This is a genomic window from Sessilibacter sp. MAH1, from assembly GCF_054658315.1.
In genome coordinates, this window is sequence record NZ_BAAGIC010000016.1 from 100,059 (window position 1) to 122,155 (window position 22,097).

The window sequence follows — 22,097 nt, forward strand, 5'->3', positions numbered from 1 at the left end:
TCGGAGTTCGTTATGAATAAAGATATGGCAGAAGGTAAATGGAAAGAAGTTAAAGGTGAAATTCGTAAAACTTGGGCCAAAATTTCCGACGACGAAGTAGAGCAAATGGCCGGTTCGCAAGAAAAATTTGAAGGTTCTATGCAAAAGCACTACGGCAAATCAAAAGAAGAAGCTCGCGAAGCGTGGGAAAAACTTACTAAGCATTAATAGCGAAAGCAAGTGGTTAACAACCACTTGCTTTTTTTGTGCAAAAACTTCTTGGAGAGCCTAATGAATAATCCGTTAAAAATAAAAAATGTCTTTAAACAATACGGTAACAAACGTCAATTAATTTTAGGTTTTGCGTGTTTAGTTGCGGTGTCGTTTGCCGGTTGTCAAACCGTTGAGGGTTTTGGTAAAGACGTGCAGTCGGCGGGTGAATCCATCGAGCGTGCGGCAGATTAATTCAAAATTAAACCCATAAATCTTGAATGACCAATTCTTGCTTGGTTATAAATGTTTGCTTGGTTATAAATACTTGTTTGATGATAAGTGCAGTGTATTTATTTTAAGCAACTGTAAAATTAAAAATATTCGTAATTTTATATGTATAACAATCAGCCACCCTCGGTTTGCGCTGATTTACGTAAATTTGACAATACACCGACAGCTTATCGGTTGCATCAGGCATAAATTTATTTAAAACTTACCCAAACCCAAATAGCTTAGATGCCACGGCCTTAATGGAAGCCATTGCAGGGGTTCCATACCCCATTAGAGAAGGCTCAAAAATACCGCACAACTGCGCCGATGTCTATAAATAAAACCAAAACAATCGTAGCTCTATGCATAATGATGCTTGGCTCGGCATTGTTATTTTTTTACGTAAACAATACGCAAATACCTCGCACGCTAGATACAAACTCGCAAGAAATTATTCAACAACTCGATAACATTGCTACTTTAAACAACGCCAATTTTATTGAGTTTTATCGCAAAGAACTCACCGAAGAATTGAATGCTAAGCAAAGCGACTCTGATAAAAACCTTCTAGAAAACAACGCGCAGCTAAACAGTAAACAATTTATCTTAACAGTAATGAACCAATACAACCTAAGCCGAGTTTTGTACGTAACAGAACCTAGTGCTGCGCGAGCAAGGTTAATAGTAAATAGCTTTAGCCTAGGCGCCAGCTGGTATTACCAATACAGCGAAAACGGCTACACAGAAGAAACCCAAGTAGAGTCTATTAACGACGCTTTAAAAACCAAAGCAGAGTTTTATCACTTATGCGAAAAAACCACTAATAAACACTGGTTTTTTTGTACCAGCAGCGATTAGTTATTTATTCATAATCGCAATATTATTTGCTTAATTTACCTGCCTGCCATTTTACAAATATCCTCAACTATTCTTTTTAGAATCTAATTCTAACTCTTTAAATATCTCGCTTTGACGTGTTAAACACTTAATTTATGTTTAGATGTTCTATCGGCGCCAGCATGTCAATAAATCCATATTCCCAGTAAATCCGCAACGTGCGATAGTTACTTAAATGCTATTGATTGAAAGCAAGGGACGGAAATGGATTGGCGCAACAGAACTCCAGCAGATAATTATGCCGAGGCTGAACGGCTAATTAAAAATTGGCAACCGGGTAAGGCGTTGAATTTATCGTATTTGCAAGGGTTAGAAGAAATACCGGAGAGTATTGCTAAGTTAAAAGAACTTCAGGTTCTTAGTATTTCTGAGACTAAGATTAGCGATTTAAGCCTATTGAGTCGTTTAAGTAACCTGCAACAACTTTATTGTTTTAGTACTAAAATCAATAATCTAAGCCCATTGAGTGGCCTAAGTAACCTGCAAATACTTTATTTTAGTATTACTCTAGTCACTGACCTAAGGCCGTTGAGTAACTTATGTAACCTGCAAGAGCTTTATTGTGGTAGTACTCAAGTCAAAGACCTAAACCCGTTGCGTGGCTTAAGTAACCTGCAAGTGCTTCGTTGCTATAATACTCAAGTCACTGACTTAAACCCGTTGAGTGGCCTAAGTAACCTGCAAAAGCTTGATTTTCATGAGACTCAAGTCATTGACCTAAGGCCGTTGAGTGGCTTAGATAACCTGCAAGAGCTTGATTGTCAGGGTACTCAAGTCACTGACCTAAGCCCGTTGAGTGGCTTAATTAACTTGCAGAGGCTTATTTGTTGGGACAATCAAATCACTGACCTAAGCCCGTTGATTGCTTTGGGTTTGTTGGATTGGTTAAACGTTTATGCTTGCCCAGTTACAGTAATACCCTTGGAGCTGGTTTTTTCTAAAAGGCTAAAATCATTACGTTTAGGTGGCAGTAAAATTGCTGGATTACCCAATGAAATTTTGTCAAAACATGAGCATGAGAATTGCCTACTAAGATTAAGAGCACACCTTACAGACTTAGCCGAGAGCCAAAACCAACAGCAAGATGCTAAGTTAATGATTATTGGCAATGGTCGGGTGGGCAAAACCCAGATTTGCAGGCAGTTATCCGATTTAGAATTTGAGAAAAATTCGGATTCTACCCACGGTATTACCATTTCTTCTACCGCTGTGCCTAACCATAAAACTGCGCGATTTAATTTGTGGGATTTTGGTGGACAAGATATTTACCACGGCACCCACGCCTTATTTATGCGCAGCCGCGCAGTGTTTTTATTGGCTTGGATGCCTGAAATGGAAGCGTCCGAGACTCATTCCTACGGTGGTATGAAGTTTCGTAATTATCCGCTACTCTATTGGCTAAATTACATTAAACAGTTTGGTGGTACCGATTGCTCGGTGATTATTGTACAAACCCATTGTGATGAGCCAAGCCAAGCGCAAACCTTACCAGGTGAAGTTTATGCAATGCTTGGGGAGTTTAAATACTGGAAAACACTGGATTACAGCGCGTTAAATAATCGCGGCCGTGCGGCCTTAGATGAAGCGCTCACCGAAGCCTATCAACAAATAGATCAACCGCTTATTGGTGAAGGCAGGCAACGGGTTATTGATCAACTGCAACAATGGATCGATGACGATTCTAAAAGGCCCGTTAAGCAGCGCCAACACCGAACCATTCAATACAATGATTTTGTAACCTTGTGCGAAAATACCGGTGGTATTTCTAGCACAGAATTATTTTTAGATTTTTTGCACAACTGCGGTTATGTATTTTATCAACAAGGTTTATTTAATAACCAAATTATTCTTGACCAAGCCTGGGCGCTAGAAGCCATTTACGCGGTATTTAACCGCGATAATTGCTATAAAATTTTAAAAGAAAAAATGCATGGCAAGTTTGATCGCGATTTGTTAGCGATACTTTTATGGGATGAGCTGGGGTTTTCTGAGCAGGAACAAGTTTTATTTTTAAATTTAATGGAATCTTGCAATATCTGTTTTGGCTTGAAAAAACACTGGCAAAAAGAACTTTTAGAGGAAAAATACGAATATCTCGCCCCGGATTTATTGCCGGAACTACCACCCGAGGGTTTAACGGAAAAATGGAACCCAAACTTGCCCATAGAAAAAGCCGTATTTAGCTACGAATTGTTGCCGTCGGTATTACTCCGTAACTTTATGGCCGAAATTGGTAAAAGCGCGGGTTTAGCAGGAGATTACTGGCGCAATGGATTTTTTGTGCCCGAACGCACCACCCAAAGCCGGGCCTTAATTACCCAAACCAAAACCGGTAGTTGGCAAGGAGAGATTTGTATACAAACCCAAGGAGCGGGCGCGGAACGATTACTTAGATCACTGATTAAACAGTTAGAGCGTGTTGAGCAAAGAATTGGTATTAACGCAATACAAAAAGAAAGCTCTTTAGATAACACAAAATCCCAACACGAATTTGTAGATAATTCTGATATGAAAGCACCGAAATTTGAGCCTGATTACGCCCAAGAAAAACCCCAGCAAAAAGAATACTCTGTTTCTTACGCTTGGAACGACGATAAAACTGATGTTGGTAAAAAGCGTGAAGAAAAAGTAGATCAGTTATGTGATGATGCAGAAGAAAATCTTGGTATTAAAATCATCCGCGATAAAAACACCCTGCAATTTGGCGATAGCATAACCAAATTTATGCAACGCATTGGCAAAGGTGAGCGGGTATTTATATTTTTAAGCGATAAATATTTAAAATCACCTAATTGCATGTACGAACTTCACCAAATATGGATGTGGTCACAGCAAGATGGTGACAAATTATCAGATATTGTTCGTATATTTACCTTAGACGATGCCAAAATTTGGGAAATAGAAAATCGGCTTGAATACGCCGCTTTTTGGAACAGTAAACGAGAAAGTTTAGAAAGTGCTATTAGTAAGTACGGCGTGCAAAGTTTAAGTGCAAAAGATATGGAACGTTATCGAGCCATTAAAAAGTTTGCCGATACCGTAGGTGATGTTTTGGCTGAAATTACTGACCGTGTACAACCAAGAGAATGGCAAGATTTTGTAGAATACGGTTTTAAAGATTAACGGCGTGTTTTTTAACTAAAAAATAGTTGTCGCAGATTTTTAACCCAATGCCCATCTAAAAGAACTCCGAATGCTCGGAGTTCTTTTGGTTTTTTAACTAATTCTTTTACAGCAAATTTATTTAGCGAATTAGCTGGTCAATACACGTTTTGCAAAGTCTTGTTTGCGCACGTTTTCAATATATTCTACGAGGTTTTTGTGGGCGGCAACTTTAGGTTTGCCTACTTCGAGTTGTTCAATGTAGTCGATAATAGGAATTAAAATTAAATCGGCTGCGGTAATTTCATCGCCACAAATATAGGTATTATCGCCTAGTTTCTCTGCTATTACGCTCAGTGCGTTTTCTACGCCCGGCATTGCGGCTTCTACCACATCGGCGCGTACGGTGCCGTTTTCACCTTTCGGAAAAATATATTCTAACAATACTTTGCGCACAATATCGGTATCTACGTAAATACCGCTAATGCCGCTCCACAGCTCAACCTGCGCTTGTTCAAAGGGGTCGGTTGGGTAGAGCTTTTTGCCACCAAAGGTGTTTTCTAGGTAGTGCAAAATGGCTACGGTTTCGCCAATTGGGCCTTTTTCGGTCATTAACACCGGGAATTTAGTGTAAGGGTGCAAAGCTTTGTGCTGCGCGCTTCTGAACTCGATTTTTTCACCGTTAATTTCGGTGGTTACTTGGTAGGGAATATCTTTAAGCTCGCAGGCCATCATTACACTGCGTACAAAGGTGCTGAAAGTAGGGCCGTAAATAGTAATTGGGGTGCTCATGGCTCAGTCCTGATTATTGTTAATTGCGGGGTTAATGTATTCAAATTAACAATATGTTCAAGATCATATTCTTGTAAGATGAAATAATTAACGAAATCATCGCCGAATTAATGCAGCGTATTAACGATTACCGAAACCTTGAAAAGAGCTGAGTTATGGGTTGGAAAACAGAGCACAAAGACCAAAGCCGCCAAAAAATTACCGCCAGCGCGGCGGAATTATTTACCAAACGCGGGTTTGATAATGTCACAATCAACGACGTAATGGAACACGCTGGGTTAACACGCGGTGCCTTTTACAATCACTTTCAATCGAAGAGCGATTTGTACGCAGAAGCCGTGGTAGATGCTGCGCAACGTGCCAAAAACTACGCGTTAGAAAACGCTAATTTAAAACCGTCTGATATTATTGAGCTGTACTTAAGCGAACAACATAGAGAGGGCGAATTTGCTTGCCCGCTGGCATTTTTGGCAACCGATATGCGTCAACGCGAAAGCAAGGTTCGCTCAACTTACACGGAGGTTTTTAAAAAATTCGTGACACGTATACAAGAGCTTACTGGCGATACCGAAGACGAGCTAGAAGCCATTAAAAAAACCGTATTAATGGTGGGTGGCATGGCAATTGCGCAGGCCATTAACGACGATGAATTGGTCGAAAAATTATTAAAAGCCTGTCGTGAGGGTGTTAATGCTGGTATTTCTGATTAATTTATAACGGAGCTAAATCAGAGTTTGTTGTACATAAAATCCCTATTAATAGCGAAAATTAACAAGTCATAACGATGCATTTTAATTTATGCCTTGTTGTGACTATTGTTGTGACTTGTTATTACTATTGTCTCGATAATATTCGCTACCCCAGTTGCACATTGCGTTTAAAATAGGTTTTAAACTTTCACCTAATTCTGTGAGTGAATATTCCACTTTGGGTGGTACTTCCGCAAACACTTCGCGATGGATTAATTGATCGCGTTCTAGTTCGCGCAATTGTTGGGTTAGCATTTTTTGCGTAACTTTAGGCAAGCGTCTTTTTAGCTGACTAAAACGCAATGTTTTATGGGATAAATGCCATAAAATTACGCCTTTCCATTTTCCGCCAATTAAATCTAAGGTGACAGATACACCACAAATATACGTGGTTTCGTTGTCTTCGGTGAGTGTCTCTACCGTTTTTGTCATTGTCGTGCTCGAATAAATTGATGCTGTTAATTCAATTTCGCTAAGGTGCTGCGCAAAGTGTTGGGTTATTTAGTTGGTATCTTTTTGGTAACTAGCAAACTAAAAAGTGCATACTTGATTAATAGTAGTATATCAACAAAACTGTACCTTAATAAATCTCTGAGTCTTTATGCAGTCTGTTCTGAGCTGATAATCAGTAAGTTCTGATGGTAATCGCTGCACGCTCGGTAAGTTCAGGGCTTTTACGTAATAACAATAATGATCAAGGAGGCTCGCGTGAGCACACAATACCGATGTTTATTGGTTGAGAAGTCTGAAAATAAACAATTTTCGCGTTCTGTTACCCATCGTTCTATCGACAATCTACCGGCCGGTGATCTTTTAATCAAAGTGGATTATTCATCGCTCAATTACAAAGATGCGTTATCGGCTATGGGTAACCCGGCGGTTAGTCGCAACTTCCCACACACTCCTGGTATTGATGCCGCCGGTACCATTGTTGAGAGTAATTCCGATGACTTCGCCGTTGGCGATAAGGTGCTGGTTACCGGTTTTGATCTGGGTATGAACACCGCCGGTGGCTTTGGTGAGTATATTCGCATACCCAAGTCGTGGGCGGTAAAACTGCCAGAGAACCTAACAACGCGCGAAGCCATGATTATTGGCACCGCGGGTTTTACGGCAGCGATGAGTGTACAGGCGCTGCTTGATGGCGGTACAAGGCCCGAACACGGCCAAATTCTTGTGACCGGTAGCACAGGTGGTGTGGGTTCTGTGGCGATTGCCTTGTTGGCTAAAAGTGGCTTTGAAGTGGTAGCCGTAACCGGCAAAGCGGAGCAGGCCGAATTTTTAAAATCCCTAGGTGCCAGTGAAGTGGTTACCCGCGAATCACTGCTCGAAGGCGCTGAAAAACCCATGATGCGTGAACGCTGGGCTGGTGTGGTGGATTGCGTTGGCGGTGATTATTTGGCAGCGGCAATTAAATCAACCCGTTATGGCGGCAATGTAACCTGCTGTGGATTAACGGCTTCTGCGGATTTATCGCTGAATGTTTTTCCGTTCATTTTACGCGGCGTTTCTTTACTGGGTATTGATTCGGTGGAGTGCCCAATGGCACCACGATTAAAACTGTGGGCGAAATTGGCGAGCGAATGGAAGCTCGATAACCTAGAAGACTTTGTGACCGAATGTAGCCTTGATGCATTGGATCAGAAAATTAACGATATTTTAGCCGGTAAAGTGGTTGGTAGAACCCTCGTAAATTTAAAGACGGATTAATTTAAAGACAGGTTAACTTACAGATGGGTTAATTTGGAACAGCTTAATTAAATGGTAAATTAATCGTACGTATTAATGATTAATTTTCCGCTTAAGGGAATACCTAATTCGACGGCTCTACAAGTGTTATAAATATATAGGAAACTCTGATTAACCCAGAGTTTCTCGCGACACAAGGATGTGTCGCCAATTTCATGAACGGTAAGTGATTGAAATTGTGAAGAAATTGGAAATCACATTTTCAATTTCTGCCCTCTAATTAAATCATGGATGAGTTAATCAGATGTTTCTACACGTAAAATTTATTTTTGCTTGACCGTATTTAATAGTTTGATCTTAGTGCTGTTGATGAGTTTGCGATTGTGTGGCGATTGATGATAAAAGGCGTAACTGCTTTTACCTTGGCGTTTTATTTGGTACATGGCTTCGTCGGCTTGTTTTAATAGCTCGGTATGATCTTGATTGCCTGCATAATAAAAGGTAATACCAAAGCTAGCTGTAACCGTAACCGAAATGTCGGCCAGAAAAATGGGTTTTTCTAATTGTGAAATCAGTCGTTTTAAAAGTGCTTCGACGGCAATTTTTGCGTCTTTGGTATTGTTAGAAAGCTCAGGAATTAATAGTACAAATTCGTCGCCCCCAAATCGAGCCAAAGTATCTTTGCTTCGTAAATATTGGCGAATAGTTTCTGAAATTTTAGTCAGTGCTAAATCGCCAATTTTATGCCCGTAACTATCATTAATGGTTTTAAAGTTATCCAAGTCGATAAATACTAACGCGCCCATTAAATGGTTACGTTGATAGGCAGCGAGTGCTTGATTGAGTCTGTCGTTGAGTAAGCGTCTGTTGGGTAATTGGGTGAGTTGATCGTGATAAGCCAGAATTTGAATTTTTTGTTCGGCCAGTCGATGGTGGGTTATATCTTGTGTGACGCCAACGACTTTTATCGAGTGATTTTCTTTATCTTCTATAGTGCAGGCTCGGCTTTGTAGAATTTTAACGCCAGATTCTGTGTGTATTTTATATTCGGTGTTAAAAATTATCTTTCGGTTAGAAGCGTCTATTAAACTAAGTTTAACTCTTGCCTTATCGTCTGTATCTATTTGGTTGATCCAATCCCATAAATAACCGCTTGTATCTGTGGGTTGTATTTCAAAGATTTCGTACATCCAGTGATCCCAAATAAGGGAGTTATCACTCGGTCGCCATTCCCATATGCCCATTTGGGCAACATCTGTCGCCAGCATTAAACGTTCTTTTATGGCTTCAAGTTCTGAGCCGGCGACGTGTTGATCGTGATAAATAATAACTAAACGAAGACCGTGAACCTCATGGGCTTGTGCTCTCATTAAAAACCAGCGTTTAACCGTGTCACTGTGGCAAGGGTAATCGAGGGTGAATTCATCGCATTCGCCACTGATGACTTGTGATAACCCAAGGTGCGCTTTAGCCGCCAATGCATCACCGATTTGTGCCGACTGTTGACTGATATTTAAATAATTTAAACCAATCCACTGATTATTATTTTTGCCGTTTTCGCGCCCAAAATTAATCCACGATTTATTCACATAAACTATTTCGCCGGTTGAGTCAACAACAGCGATATGAGAGGGTGATTTATCAAGAATACTGGTGAGCAGCGCGGTATTTATATTCACGATTTATTCTTTTGATGTTTTGGTGAAGTTAATATTTTTAACAAAATCATGTTTATAAATCGAGTAATTGTTCTAGTTTTTAAATATTATTTTTTTGGCTATGTTGTTTGGTTAGATGTTATTCATGTTTTTACTATGAATGTTTATATGCTATTCCTAATAAAGAAAGTGATTGTATTTTTTTATTCTAGTAAGTGTGCTTGGGGTTTTTCTTTGTTGATTTATGAGTGAATAATTATATGAGTGTTTTTAGGTGTTAACCTTGATAGAAGCTTTTGGCGTTATCACGATATTAATTAGAATTTTGAAAACTGTTACAAATTTGCGATAACTGGATTTTATAAAATAGACTTTGACGAATTCATTTGAATAGAGCCAAGTATTTTGGGGTAACAAAATTGTTCATCTAACTCTAAAAACCTCTGATTAACTCATCCATGATTTAATCAGAGGACAGAAATTGAAAATGCGATTTCCAATTTCTTCGCAATTTCAATTACTTACCGTTCTTGAAATTGGCGACACATCCTTGTGTCACAAGAAACTCTGTTAATCAGAGTTTCTTGTATTTTTTGTGCAAATAGTGGCTAATATTTATTGTCTGTAAATATCGTTGTATTTTTCTAGAATACGCCAAAATCAGAAATCGATTAAATAATGATCGGTGTATCTGCCATAATTCGTCATATTTAAAATATGAAATTGCCAAGGTTTATTGTTACTCTAGCCGCAATTATTGCGCCGCATTTACAGCCTAAAAACGGGCCGAATGAAGTGCGCAGGTTCAGACTGGGAAGAATGAATGAAAACGCCTTTGATGTTATTTAAGTTTGTGTTTGGATCAATTCAGTGGCAGGCGCCAATTTGGTTGGTGTACTTTAATAGGCAGGCCAGATCTAAACCTTGGTTATTAGCACTGTTGCTGATCTTACTAGTTGCTGTTATTGGCTACTTTTTTTATCTTAAATCGCTTCCAGGTCAGGTTTTTGTTAAAGCCAATGTTGAGCCACCATTCTTAACAGAAGATTATCAAGGCGCATCTGCCAGTGGCCTTCAGGTTTATTTTGAGTTTGATTATTCAGAGCTTAAAGAAGGGCAAATTCTACCCGAACAATCGCCTTCTATTGCAAGGTTAGATTTAATCGGTGAAGAGTTAACCCAAGGCGTGACGATTGCTCCAGTCATAGAAGGTCAATGGCAGTGGGGGCAAGATCAGGTGCTGTATTTTTCACCAGAAGGCGACTGGGCGCCGGGTACGGAATACACTATTGACCTTGATCCGGCAATTTTTAGTGAAGAAACTCAGCTAAAAACAACTCAAATAAGCTTTACAACCCCGGCTATGCAGGTGTCGATTGATGACATCAGCTTTTATCAAGATCCCACCAACAGTTCTATTCGCCGTGTAACCGCCGATCTTAATTTTACTCATCCCGTTGATCCCAAAAGTTTTGAGCAACATGCAAAATTGCTGATGCGACCTTCCGGTGCCGGAATTGAGGTAAAACCCAAAGCCTTTTCGTTTGAGGTCAATTACAGCGAAACTTTTCGCACCGCTTATGTTGTCTCTGAGCCTATTGATTTACCCGATGTTGCTAACTACATGACATTAAATCTGGACAAGGGCATTGTTTCTAAATTGGGTGGTGCACCAACCGATTCTGTGGTTGATAATCGTGTGTTAATTCCCGACGTTGCGAGCTATTTAAAAATATCAGAAATATTTTTTGATATTGTTCGTAATGACCAAGACGAACCCGAGCAGGCCGTATTTATAGAATTAACCGACGATATAGAACAAGAAAATTTAGCTGAAAAACTCGAGTTTTATTTATTGCCCGATCGTTGGAATAATCGCAACGCCCATTGGAATAACGGTGGCGAAATTAACGACGCTATTCTTGAACAAAGCGAAAAGCTTTCACCCAAATGGCTAGAAAATCCTCGGTCTTATTCTGCAACTTACAGTTTTGTGTTTGATGTTCCTGAAAATCGCCAGATTTACGCGCGTATTCATAAAGGCCTAATATCGCGTAACGGTTTTAAAACCACGGTTGCTTACGATCACGTTGTCACGGTCAATCGTTATCCGCAAGAGGTGCAATTCTTTGGTGAGGGTTCTATTTTAACCTATTCAGGTGAACATAAACTTTCGGTTTCTGCCCGTGGTGTACAAGCGCTTAAGTTTTCTATTGGGCAAATTATTGATGGTCAGTTAACACACTTAATCAGCCAAACCAGTGGCGATATACGTTCGCCAGATTTTAACAATTGGTATTTCGACGAAAATAACATTGCTAAAATAAACGAGAAAATTGTTCGTTTAAACAATGCTCATCCTAAAACCTTGAGCTATGCATCTTTAGACCTAAGCAGCTATTTAAAAGACAGTGGTCAGAGCTATGGTTTATTTTACGTAAAAGTCCACGGTTATGATGAACGAAGAAAAAATACAATCTACGGTATAGAAGATCACCGACTTATTTTGGTCACTGATTTGGGGATTATTGTTAAATCCAATATTAACAATACCCAAGATGTTTTTGTGCAATCTATTGTTGATGGCAAACCCGTTGCCAATGCAAAAGTACAATTGTTGGGTAAAAACGGATTGCCAGTAGTAGAAGGCACCACCAATGATTCGGGTCATACTCAATTAGCCTCTACCGAAGGCTTAAGTAACGAAAAACAATCGGTTGTGTATTTTGTAACCCACGGTAATGACTCTTCGTTTATTCCCTTTGATCGCTATTCACGACAAATTAATAACTCCCGTTTTGACGTTGGTGGCATTAATCCACGTTATCAAAAAAGTGAGCAGCTAAACGCTTTTGTATTTACCGATCGCGGTATTTATCGCCCCGGCGAATCAGTGCATTTAGGCTTTATTGTTAAACGCAATAATTTGCAAAACGTTGAAGGTATTCCGGTAGAAGTACAAATTCTAGATTCGCAATATCGATCGTTAACCAAACAAAAGATAACGGTACCCAAAAGCGGTTTCTTTGAGTTTAACTTTGATACCAAAGAAACCTTTAATACCGGTCTTTATACCGCACAAGTGTACGTGTTGCGTAACAATAATCGACGTGGCGAAGAACTGGGTAATGTGACCTTTACGGTTGAAGAATTCCAGCCCGATACCATGAAGATTACCAGCGAATTAGAAGGTTTGGATAAGGCTCGCTGGACAACGCAATCTTCTATTACCGCAAAAGCAACGCTTAAGAACTTGTTTGATGTACCTGCACAAAACCGCAGAACGGAAGCGTATTTACACGTTTATCCTGCCAGTTTTTATTTCAGTCAGTTTAAAGACTACACCTTTTCGACCATAACCAGTGATAAGGAACCGCTAAATATCAGCGAGACTCTGCCATCGATTGCAACTAATAACGACGGTGAAGCACTATACGATATTGATTTGAGTCGTTTTAGCAGCGGTACCTATCGCGTTAATTTAAGCATCGAAGGGTTTGATCAAGCCGGTGGGCGTAGTGTTACGACCAATAGTAGTGTGCTTTTATCGCCATTAGATTTTGTCTTAGGTTACAAAACCAATGGTCGTTTGGATTATATTAATCAAAACAGCCAACGCAGCATCGAATGGATTGCCTTAGACGCACAATTAAATACAGTGCAACAACAAGATTTAACCTTGCGTACCATTGAGTTACAAGATGTTTCAACATTGGTAAAACAACCCAACGGTACTTATCAATATCAAACCATTACCAAAGAAAATATTCTTTCCAATAAAGCGTTTGTTGTTGACGATAATACGTCATTGGCTATCGACAGCTCGCAACCGGGCCGTTACGCTTACGAGATTTACGACAACGCCAATCATCGTTTGTCGAGAATCGATTTCACCGTTGTCGGTGTGGGTAATTTATCCGGCAAAATTGATAAAAACGCCGAGCTACAATTGTCGCTTAATAAAAACGATTACAAGCCCGGCGAAACGATTGAGATGAGTATTCAGGCTCCGTACCAAGGTGCGGGCTTAATTACTATCGAATCCGATCGTGTGCATATTTATAAATGGTTTAAAACCACTACTCAAAGTACGCTGCAAACCATTCGCGTGCCCGATAATCTAGAAGGCACAGCTTACGTTAATGTGGCGTTTGTGCGCGATATTTCGAGCGAAGAAATCTACACCAGTCCTTTAAGTTACGCGGTGCAACCTTTCAGTGTGGATCGCTCCAAACGTGACTTGGCGGTAAATTTAGAGATAGATCGAATTGTTCGTCCGGGTAAAACCATGGACATTCGTTATTCAACCGAAAAACCCGCCAAAATTGTTGTCTTTGCCGTTGATGAAGGCATTTTGCAGGTTGAAAATTATCAAACGCCTCAGCCGTTAAATCACTTTTTACAAAAGCGTGCGCTGGGTGTTACCACCATGCAAATGATGGATTTAATTTTGCCAGAATTTAATCTCTGGAAAAGTTTATCCGCCGCCGGTGGTGGTGCTTTCGCAGATGCTGATGAACTTCTGGCAGCAAATTTAAATCCTTTTACACGTAAAACCGATACTCCTGCGGTTTATTGGTCGGGAATTATTGAATCAACCAGTGATGTGCAAACGGTACAGTTTAATGTTCCCGATACATTCGCGGGTGCATTACGGGTAATGGCCGTGGCGGTATCCGACGAAGCCATGGGTGCAACTAGCAGCAGTACCATTGTTCGCGGGCCGTTTGTATTAACACCCAACGTACTTTTACAAACCGCACCGGGTGATGAGTTTGAGGCAACTATTGGTATTGCCAATATCATTGAAGGTTCTGGGGTTGCTGCACAGGTGAAAGTCAGTGTAGAAACTTCTGAACATCTAGAGCTGCTGTCTGAATCCACTCAAACCATTGCGATCGATGAAGGTGGCGAAGCGGCATTGCGCTTCAAATTTAAAACACTGCCTAAATTGGGGGCGGCAAATATTGTCTTTTCGGCGGAGCATAATGGAATTGATGCATCGCGCAGTGCCAGTCTGAGTGTACGACCAGTAACGACTTATCGCAGTGACTTTAGCGCAGGTTTTAATAAAAATGGCGATGTTACTGTAGAATTGTCTCGCCAACTGTTTGAACCCTTAGCGTCACAGCATATTTCTGCATCGACAAGTCCGCTGGTATTGGTTGATGGTCTGCACGATTATTTGGAAAATTATCCACACGGCTGTACCGAACAAGTTGTTAGTCAGGTGTTTCCGCGAATTGGTTTAATGAGCCATATCGGCTGGCAAGACCAACAAGCTCAATTGCAGGAGCATTTTGACCAAGTTTTGTTAAAACTGCGTCAGCGTCAATTAAGTGAGGGTGGTTTTAGTTTTTGGCCAGGTAATAGTTCGGTTGCTGAATACCCAACGGTTTACGCCGCGCACTTTTTATTAGAGGCTAAAGAACTTGGTTTTGCGGTGCCTAATGATATTTTAGAGCGCCTAGAAAGTTATTTAACGTTTTATGTTGGTCAACAAAGTCGTGATTTAGAGCAGGCACGAGTACGCGCCAATGCGATTTATTTGCTGACTCGCATGGGTAAGGTTACCACTAATTACTTGGTTGAGCTGCAAGAGTACCTCGAAAAAAATTACGCCAAAACTTGGCGAAAAGATTTAACCGCGAGCTACATGGCTGCTACTTATCTGCTGTTAAAACAAAATGATCAAGCCGAGCAGTTAATTGATGGCTATGTTGTGGCCGCGAGTAATAACAATATCTACGGTGATTTTGATTCTGCGTTAACGCAAAATGCACAATATATTTATTTACTGGCTCGTCATTTTGAATCACAAGCGAAGTCATTAAATTACTCGGTGATTTCGGAATTTATTAAACCTATTTTTGAAGGCCGCTATAACACTATCGCCGCGTCTTATTCGGTATTGGCGTTAAGTGCTTACGCAAGCATCACCGAAAATTCCGACGTTGATGCCGCGATTGAATTTATGGCTCAATCAAATTCGGGTCAACAGGTTTTAACCCGTGAGTCAGCGCCATTTGCACAAGCCAGTTATAATACCGATACCACGGCAATTGCCGTAAAAGGCGAAGACGGCTTGTATTACGTAAACGTACAAACCGGGTTTGATTATCAATCACCGGCATCTGCCATTAAAAAAGGTATCGAGGTTACCAGAACTTTCTACGATAAAGCCGGTAAGGCGGTTGATACCATAAAACAAGGCGCCGAATTGGATGTGGTTATTCGTGTACGTGCCCTAAACAATAAAACACTCAGTAACATTGCTGTGATTGATTTACTGCCGGGTGGATTTGAAGTGGTTCGTAACTCGATTAACAATGCGCAAACGTATAATAGTGATTTAGCTTTTAACAATATTGATTACGTTGATGTGCGCGAAGATCGAGTTGTTTATTACGGTCGCTTTAACAGTGTAATTACCGAATTAAAATACAAAGTAAAAGCAACCGCAGCGGGCACCTTTACGGTACCGTCTACAACCGCAGAATCCATGTACGATCGCTCAGTAAAAGCCATTTCAGAATCGCGTAGCTTTAAGGTACTAGCCGCACAACCATGAAGTTAAAATCCTTTACGCTGAGTGTTATTCAATGGAGTTTAATAACGCTTGGCGTAATTTTATTAACGTTAAGTGCCATTATTGCTTTTGCGCCCAAACCGCAATTGTATGTTGATATCAGTTACTCAACCGCGATTTTAAGTGACGAAAATACGTTATTGCGAATTAGCCTGGCCGACGATGATCAATATCGATTATTTCAACCCATAGAAACCATCGCACCGGCATTAATTGAGGCGACTTTGCTCTATGAAGATCAAGATTATTACCAGCATTGGGGGGTTGATGTTTTAGCGTTATTTCGTGCGGCTTGGTCAACCTATGGAATAGGGCATCGTCGAGTAGGTGCATCCACCGTCACCATGCAAGTTGCACGAATGCGTTGGCAAATAAATTCTTCAACTTTTTATGGCAAACTCGAACAAATATACAAAGCATTAGTATTAACGCGTCATTACAATAAGCAAGAAATACTAGAAGCATACTTTAATGGTGTTTCGTACGGACAAAATGTTCAAGGTATAGCTGCCGCTAGTTTAATTTATTTTAATAAAACCGCGGATAAGCTCACGTGGCCCGAAGCCATGATGCTTAGTGTGGTACCACAAAACCCGAGTAAACGAGCGCCCGGTTTGGCAAAAAGTTATACTTCTATAAAACAGGCTCGTGATCGATTATTTGAACTTTGGCTAGAAAAGCACCCAGAAGACGTTGATAAAAAAGCATTTTTAGACTTACCGCTTTCAGTTGCTTCTTTAAATAAATTACCGTTTATTGCCCCGCATTTTACGCAGTATCAACTTCAACAGATTAATAATGCTGGCTTGCTGGATAATAACTACCAGTCTAATGTTATTGAAACCACCCTAAATGTAAGCTTGCAAAAGCAGTTAGAAAATCGTATTGAAGAATACGTATCTAAACGTAAAAAAGACGGAATCAATAACGCTGCGGCTTTGTTAATCAGTTATGAAACCAATACCCTAAAAGCCATGGTGGGTTCGGCGGATTTTTTCTCAACCGAATTCGAAGGGCAGGTAAACGGTACGACGGCTAAACGATCACCGGGTTCGGCTTTAAAACCGTTTGTGTATGCCTTGGCAATGGATGAAGGTTTAATTCATCCCATGACCATGTTACGCGATACGCCTAAACAGTTTGCCGGGTTTTCACCGGAGAATTACGACAAGCGATTTTTAGGACCGGTGTTTGCAAAAAATGCGCTGATCACCAGTCGCAACGTACCGGCTGTAGACTTGCAAGCGCAGCTTAAGCATTCAAGTTTTTACGAGTTTCTAGTCAATGCCGGTATTAAAGATCTTAAAGAACCGGATTTTTACGGACTAGCACTGGCATTGGGCGGTGGTGAAGTTACCATGTTGGAGCTTGCGCAACTCTATGCCGGTTTAGCACGTGGTGGTGAATTTTTACCGCTAATCTCTGTAAAAGATCAAAATTCGAAAACACAAAAAGAACCAGCACAAAAAGAACCAGCAAATACTCAACAATCCGCACATTTATTGTCTGCTGAAGCAAGTTATTTAATTTTAGATATTTTAAAAGATAATCCGCCACCAGACGGTAGCTACCGCAATAAAAACTCGTTACTTGCAAACGATATCGCTTGGAAAACCGGTACTTCTTGGGCATTCCGAGATGCATGGGCCGTTGGCGTTTCTGGGCCTTACGTATTGGCGGTTTGGGTGGGTAATTTTAACGGTGAAGGGAATCCTGCATTTGTGGGTAGAACCGCCGCTGGCCCGTTATTATTTTCGATATTTTCGTCGATATTTCCCGATCAAGGTTGGAAGCTAAAAGATCAATACAATCTTCAGCAACTTAATATTAAAAAAGTTGACGTGTGCGCCAATACCGGTGATTTACCCAGCAAATATTGCCCGAACGTCACAGAGTCTTGGTTTATTCCGGGTGTTTCTCCCATTAAGGTTTCTACCGTACACAGAGCGGTAGCCGTAGATAACAAGACCGGTTTACGCGCTTGTGATTTTTTTCAAGAAAATACAGAGCTAAGGGTTTACGAATTTTGGCCATCGGATTTTTTGCAGTTATTTCAGCAGGCTGGAATTTCATTAAAATCACCGCCGGCTTATTTGCCCGAATGCCAGTTAAATACTAAAAGTGCATCCGGTCAGCAGCCGTTAATTACTTCTCCTTTGTCTTCTATAGATTACGTTATCGATAACCACCAGAGTTCCAATATTCAATTACAAGCAACCGTAGATTCGGATGTAACAACACAGTTTTGGTTTATTGATAATCAATATATTGGCCAGTCATCAACAGGTAAGGTATTAAGTTGGCAGGCAGAAATAGGCGAGCATGAAGTAACCGTGGTGGATGACTCGGGTAGAAGCAGCAGTAAAAAAATTCGTGTTATAAATCAGCCTTAATTTAGATAACAGGCTTAAAAAATTGGCGTGCTTTATTTTTGAAAATCGCTGATTAATTCATTTATGATTTAATCAGAAAGAGGAAATTGAAAATGCAAACTCTAATTTCTTCACAATTTCAATCGCGTACTGTTTTTGAAATTGGCGACACATCCTTGTGTCGCGAGAAACTCTGGGTTAATCAGAGTTTCTTTTAATCAACTAAAAAATTTGGCCGATTTAACACACTCAATTATGAAAAATTAGGCTGGCCGTTAGACGCAGAAATTCCGCCATCAACAGGTAGGTTTACACCGTTAATAAAGCTGGCGTCTTCGCTGAGTAAAAACACGATTGCCGCAGCCACTTCGCTGGGTTTAGCTGCTCTGCCCATTGGCATACGTGCGTTAAATTTGGCCATCATTTCTTCGTTTTCAGATATAAACGTCACCATATCGGTATCGGTAAGACTTGGTGCAACAGCGTTAACACGAACACCTTGACCGCCTAATTCTAGCGCGAGTGCGCGAGTAAAGTTACTCACAGCACCTTTGGATGCATTGTATGGGCTAAAACCCCAATCACCTGCAAGACCAGAAACCGACGATACGTTAACAATCGAACCGCCGGTTTTTTTCAAGTGAGCCACGGCCAAACGTGTGGTATAAAAAACGCCGTCTAGGTTAACAGACATAACGTTTTTCCAATCATCCAACGATACGGCGTCAATTGGGCCGCCCACAGGCACACCGGCGTTGTTCACTAAACCATCTAAGCCACCAAAACGGTCGATGTGTGCATTTATTAAGGCTTCGACGTCGGCTGGATTAGCAATATCACCGGTTACAGCTAACATTTGCTCTGGTTGAGCAATTCTTTCTACGGTTGCATCCAATTTAGATTGAGTTCTACCAAAAATAGTGACATTCCAGCCGTTTTTAACCAATTTTTCTGCGGTAGCCGCACCAATACCTGAACCGCCGCCGGTAACAATCGCTGATTTGTTCAAAATTGCCATAATAAAAACCCTTTGCTGTTAGCTGTTAGATGAGTACAAACACATAACCCCAGCTTCAGAATGGTGAAGTAATGTCAAAAATGTGCGGGTTTATGGTTGGTACGAGACTGGGCAGACAGCTTAATGATGAAGTCTTGTTAAATAAATAAGATTAATCTGAATTTATTTGTTAGTTTAAGTGATTAACTTAACATGAGGTTAATGGGTATTAGGTCGATAGTCTATCGTCAATTTCAATAACTTAGGTATCTTTAACTGATTGAGAGTCATTATGATTATTGGTGAATCGGAACGTTTATGTATTCGACATTTTCTATTGTCAGACACGGATTATATTCTTACACAATTAAATGATGCTGCTTTTATACAAAATATAGCCGATAAAAACGTAAAAACCAAAGCAGAAGCTGAATTGTATTTGCAAAATAGCCCCTTAGAAAGTTACAAGCTAAACGGTTTTGGGCTTAACATGGTACAGCTGAAAGAAACCCTAGAACCTATTGGAATGTGTGGTTTGGTTAAACGACCAGAGTTAGACACTCCAGATTTAGGCTACGCATTTTTACCCAATTACTGGCGCAAAGGTTATGCAGAAGAAGCTTGTAATATTGTGCTTTCTAACGCAAAGCACAACTTAAAAATAAATGAAGTTTTGGCGATAACGCTACCGGATAATACGGCCTCTAATTATTTATTGCGAAAACTCGGCTTTAAGCGCGATGGTGTTGCGCAGCTGTATGGCTTTGAAAATAACCAGTATCGTTATTTTTTATAAGAAACTCCTATTAACTTATCTTTGTTGAAATTGTGAAGAGATTGAATATCGAATTGTCAATTTCTGTTCTGTCATTAAACCATGGAGTTAATCAGAGATTCTCTTAAACCGTTTAATCTGTATCTTATTGGCTTCAACAGTAACTTCCAGAGCAAATCAACAAGTACTTCAGTCTTCTAAAACTGTTCATTTATGTATTTAACGATATTTTGAACAGTTTGTTATTTTTATTGAGCCATTAACGGATTTATCAGTCTTTGTAGTTGTCATTCAAAAAGACGTATTAGTAATCGTATATTTTTTCGCCGTTGATAATTTCCATACAGAAAATGAGTTTTTTATGACTGAAGCTAAATCCTTAAAATTATCGCTACTGCTGCTACGTGTTGGTGTGTTTATCGTCTTTTTTATGTGGACGATTGATAAATTTATCAATCCAGAGCACTCAGCTCGCGTCTTTGCTAAGTTTTACTACTTTCAAGGCCTTGCGACTGAGTTGGTGTATGTTATTGGCCTGTTGCAGGCTGCGGTGGTATTGGCGTTTTTACTTGGCATTATGAAAAAATATTCCTATGGGATTATTTTTCTTATGCATTTAGCATCTACATTGGTGTCTTTTGAGCATTATTTTGATCCTTGGAAAGTACCCAATTTACTCTTTTTCGCGGCATTTCCAATGCTTGCAGCAACAATGGCCCTGTATTTAATGCGTAATCAAGACACCTTATTTACCATTAAACGCTAGCCAATAGATTTTCAAAGGCTCTGGCTCAGTTCAGAGCTTTTTATCAAAAATTTATGAACCTCTGCATTAAAAAACGATCGATCCTAAATTATTTAAAAACAAATTATTGGAGTAAAAGGGGTTTCCAATATGGGTGATAACTCGAATAACGATTTTGGTGTAGATCAGCTGGGTGAAGTAGGGCACGACTCGGTAACGATTACGAGTGGTAAAAAATTAAATCGTAGAAAATTTGTGCAATCGTCAATTGCCGGTTTAGCAACGCTTACCGGTCTTGCATCCAGTCAAATGTCTTTCTCGGCCGAGACAGTAGGTAACGGTGAAACCACGGTAACTTCTAGAAAGCGCCCAAAAGCCATTGCTTTTGATGTTATTGAAACACTGTTTGATTTGCGTGCGCTTCGTCCTGCGTTTGTAGAAGCGGGCTTACCGGCTTACAGCCTAGAATTATTTTTCTCGCAAATGCTACGCGATGGCTTTGCCCTAGAATCCAGCCATGAATTATTGCCTTTTGGCGAATTAGCGGTAAATACGCTTAAAGTGACCTCGGCTAATGTCGGAGCGCCACTTACTACGGAACAAGCTAAAGACATTCTCGCTAATGTTGCCGCGTTACCGCCGCATCCAGATGTAGTCGCAGCAGTTAAATATTTTAAAGCCAACGGTATCAAATTAATTACGCTGACCAACAGCTCATCTGGCAATACCGATAAACTGCTCACCAAAGCGGGTATTCGTGATCAAATCGATTATCTTTGGCCTGCCTCAGACAGCGGCCACTGGAAACCCGCACCAGAACCCTATCATTATGCCGCAAAAAAATTGGGTTTAAATATTGATGAAGTTGCTTTAATTGCAGCTCACCCGTGGGATATTCACGGCGCGATCAGTGCCGGTATGACCGGTGTTTACATAAAACGCCAAGAATCTTTGTATCAACCCAGCTTTAAACAACCGCATTTTCAAGGCGAAGATATGCTAGCCTTAGCAAAGGTGTTAATGAGTTTGTAGATTGAAAGTTGCAAATTTAAGAATCAAGGAGGCTAGGCCTCCTTTTTTATTTTAAGATACGTTGTATTTTAAAATTCGTCGTATTTTCAGATACCTTATATTTTTAAACGCATGTATTTCCAGATACTTTTTATTTTGAAGTATCGCTTAATTATTCAGAGCTTGGTTTCAAGTAATAACTGCAATCAATTATGCAGCAAGTAAATCTACTCGCTGCCCTAAAAATAATTCATTCGGT

General features: G+C 40.2%; 15 protein-coding genes. 11 read left to right on the forward strand and 4 right to left on the reverse strand.

The window, feature by feature from the left end:
• The first annotated feature begins 12 nt into the window (after positions 1 to 12).
• The 4 genes from ACYQ28_RS15340 (at position 13) to ACYQ28_RS15355 (ending at position 4,482) form a co-directional block, all read left to right on the forward strand.
• Complete coding sequence (locus ACYQ28_RS15340) at positions 13 to 207, forward strand: CsbD family protein (RefSeq protein WP_460051533.1); 195 nt, start codon at positions 13 to 15, stop codon at positions 205 to 207.
• A gap of 63 nt (positions 208 to 270) precedes the next feature.
• Positions 271 to 444 carry an entericidin A/B family lipoprotein gene (locus ACYQ28_RS15345; protein WP_460051535.1) on the forward strand — a complete coding sequence of 58 codons (174 nt, stop codon included), beginning with the start codon at positions 271 to 273 and terminating at the stop codon, positions 442 to 444.
• Positions 445 to 789: 345 nt separating this feature from the next.
• Positions 790 to 1,320, forward strand: a complete 531-nt coding sequence (locus ACYQ28_RS15350) for a hypothetical protein (protein WP_460051536.1) — start codon at positions 790 to 792, stop codon at positions 1,318 to 1,320.
• Between the two features lie 243 nt (positions 1,321 to 1,563).
• Positions 1,564 to 4,482 (forward strand): leucine-rich repeat domain-containing protein, encoded by a 2,919-nt coding sequence (locus tag ACYQ28_RS15355; RefSeq protein WP_460051537.1) that lies wholly within the window; start codon positions 1,564 to 1,566, stop codon positions 4,480 to 4,482.
• Positions 4,483 to 4,611: 129 nt separating this feature from the next.
• On the opposite strand, the gene ACYQ28_RS15360 is transcribed toward ACYQ28_RS15355, so the two are convergent.
• On the reverse strand, positions 4,612 to 5,253 hold the full coding sequence (locus tag ACYQ28_RS15360; RefSeq protein WP_460051538.1) for a glutathione S-transferase family protein: 642 nt from the start codon (positions 5,251 to 5,253) through the stop codon (positions 4,612 to 4,614).
• Positions 5,254 to 5,408: 155 nt separating this feature from the next.
• Between ACYQ28_RS15360 and ACYQ28_RS15365 the strand changes: the two genes are divergently transcribed.
• Positions 5,409 to 5,963 (forward strand): TetR/AcrR family transcriptional regulator, encoded by a 555-nt coding sequence (locus ACYQ28_RS15365; RefSeq protein WP_460051540.1) that lies wholly within the window; start codon positions 5,409 to 5,411, stop codon positions 5,961 to 5,963.
• Between the two features lie 102 nt (positions 5,964 to 6,065).
• On the opposite strand, the gene ACYQ28_RS15370 is transcribed toward ACYQ28_RS15365, so the two are convergent.
• Positions 6,066 to 6,434 carry a winged helix-turn-helix transcriptional regulator gene (locus ACYQ28_RS15370; RefSeq protein WP_460051541.1) on the reverse strand — a complete coding sequence of 123 codons (369 nt, stop codon included), beginning with the start codon at positions 6,432 to 6,434 and terminating at the stop codon, positions 6,066 to 6,068.
• A gap of 276 nt (positions 6,435 to 6,710) precedes the next feature.
• Between ACYQ28_RS15370 and ACYQ28_RS15375 the strand changes: the two genes are divergently transcribed.
• Positions 6,711 to 7,712, forward strand: coding sequence for a YhdH/YhfP family quinone oxidoreductase (locus ACYQ28_RS15375; RefSeq protein WP_460051543.1), 1,002 nt, complete (start codon positions 6,711 to 6,713; stop codon positions 7,710 to 7,712).
• Between the two features lie 302 nt (positions 7,713 to 8,014).
• Here ACYQ28_RS15375 and ACYQ28_RS15380 read toward each other — a convergent pair whose 3' ends face one another.
• Positions 8,015 to 9,370, reverse strand: a complete 1,356-nt coding sequence (locus ACYQ28_RS15380; protein WP_460051544.1) for a diguanylate cyclase domain-containing protein — start codon at positions 9,368 to 9,370, stop codon at positions 8,015 to 8,017.
• A gap of 802 nt (positions 9,371 to 10,172) precedes the next feature.
• Between ACYQ28_RS15380 and ACYQ28_RS15385 the strand changes: the two genes are divergently transcribed.
• Entirely contained in the window at positions 10,173 to 15,920 is a 5,748-nt protein-coding gene (locus tag ACYQ28_RS15385) for an alpha-2-macroglobulin (protein WP_460051546.1), read from the forward strand.
• Positions 15,917 to 18,331, forward strand: a complete 2,415-nt coding sequence (pbpC, locus tag ACYQ28_RS15390; RefSeq protein WP_460051547.1) for a penicillin-binding protein 1C — start codon at positions 15,917 to 15,919, stop codon at positions 18,329 to 18,331. The genes ACYQ28_RS15385 and pbpC overlap by 4 nt, the downstream gene beginning before the upstream one ends.
• Positions 18,332 to 18,563: 232 nt before the next feature.
• On the opposite strand, the gene budC is transcribed toward pbpC, so the two are convergent.
• Positions 18,564 to 19,328 carry a meso-2,3-butanediol dehydrogenase gene (budC, locus tag ACYQ28_RS15395; protein ID WP_460051548.1) on the reverse strand — a complete coding sequence of 255 codons (765 nt, stop codon included), beginning with the start codon at positions 19,326 to 19,328 and terminating at the stop codon, positions 18,564 to 18,566.
• 271 nt (positions 19,329 to 19,599) lie between these two features.
• On the opposite strand from budC, the gene ACYQ28_RS15400 reads away from it, so the two are divergent.
• From ACYQ28_RS15400 to ACYQ28_RS15410, 3 genes are all read left to right on the forward strand, one after another.
• Entirely contained in the window at positions 19,600 to 20,103 is a 504-nt protein-coding gene (locus ACYQ28_RS15400) for a GNAT family N-acetyltransferase (RefSeq protein WP_460051550.1), read from the forward strand.
• Positions 20,104 to 20,443: 340 nt separating this feature from the next.
• Positions 20,444 to 20,848: a hypothetical protein gene (locus tag ACYQ28_RS15405; RefSeq protein WP_460051552.1), complete on the forward strand. Its 405-nt coding sequence runs from the start codon at positions 20,444 to 20,446 to the stop codon at positions 20,846 to 20,848.
• 129 nt (positions 20,849 to 20,977) lie between these two features.
• The gene (locus ACYQ28_RS15410) at positions 20,978 to 21,859 is read left to right on the forward strand and encodes a haloacid dehalogenase type II (protein ID WP_460051553.1); all 882 of its coding nucleotides are present in this window, start codon (positions 20,978 to 20,980) and stop codon (positions 21,857 to 21,859) included.
• Positions 21,860 to 22,097: the final 238 nt, after the last annotated feature.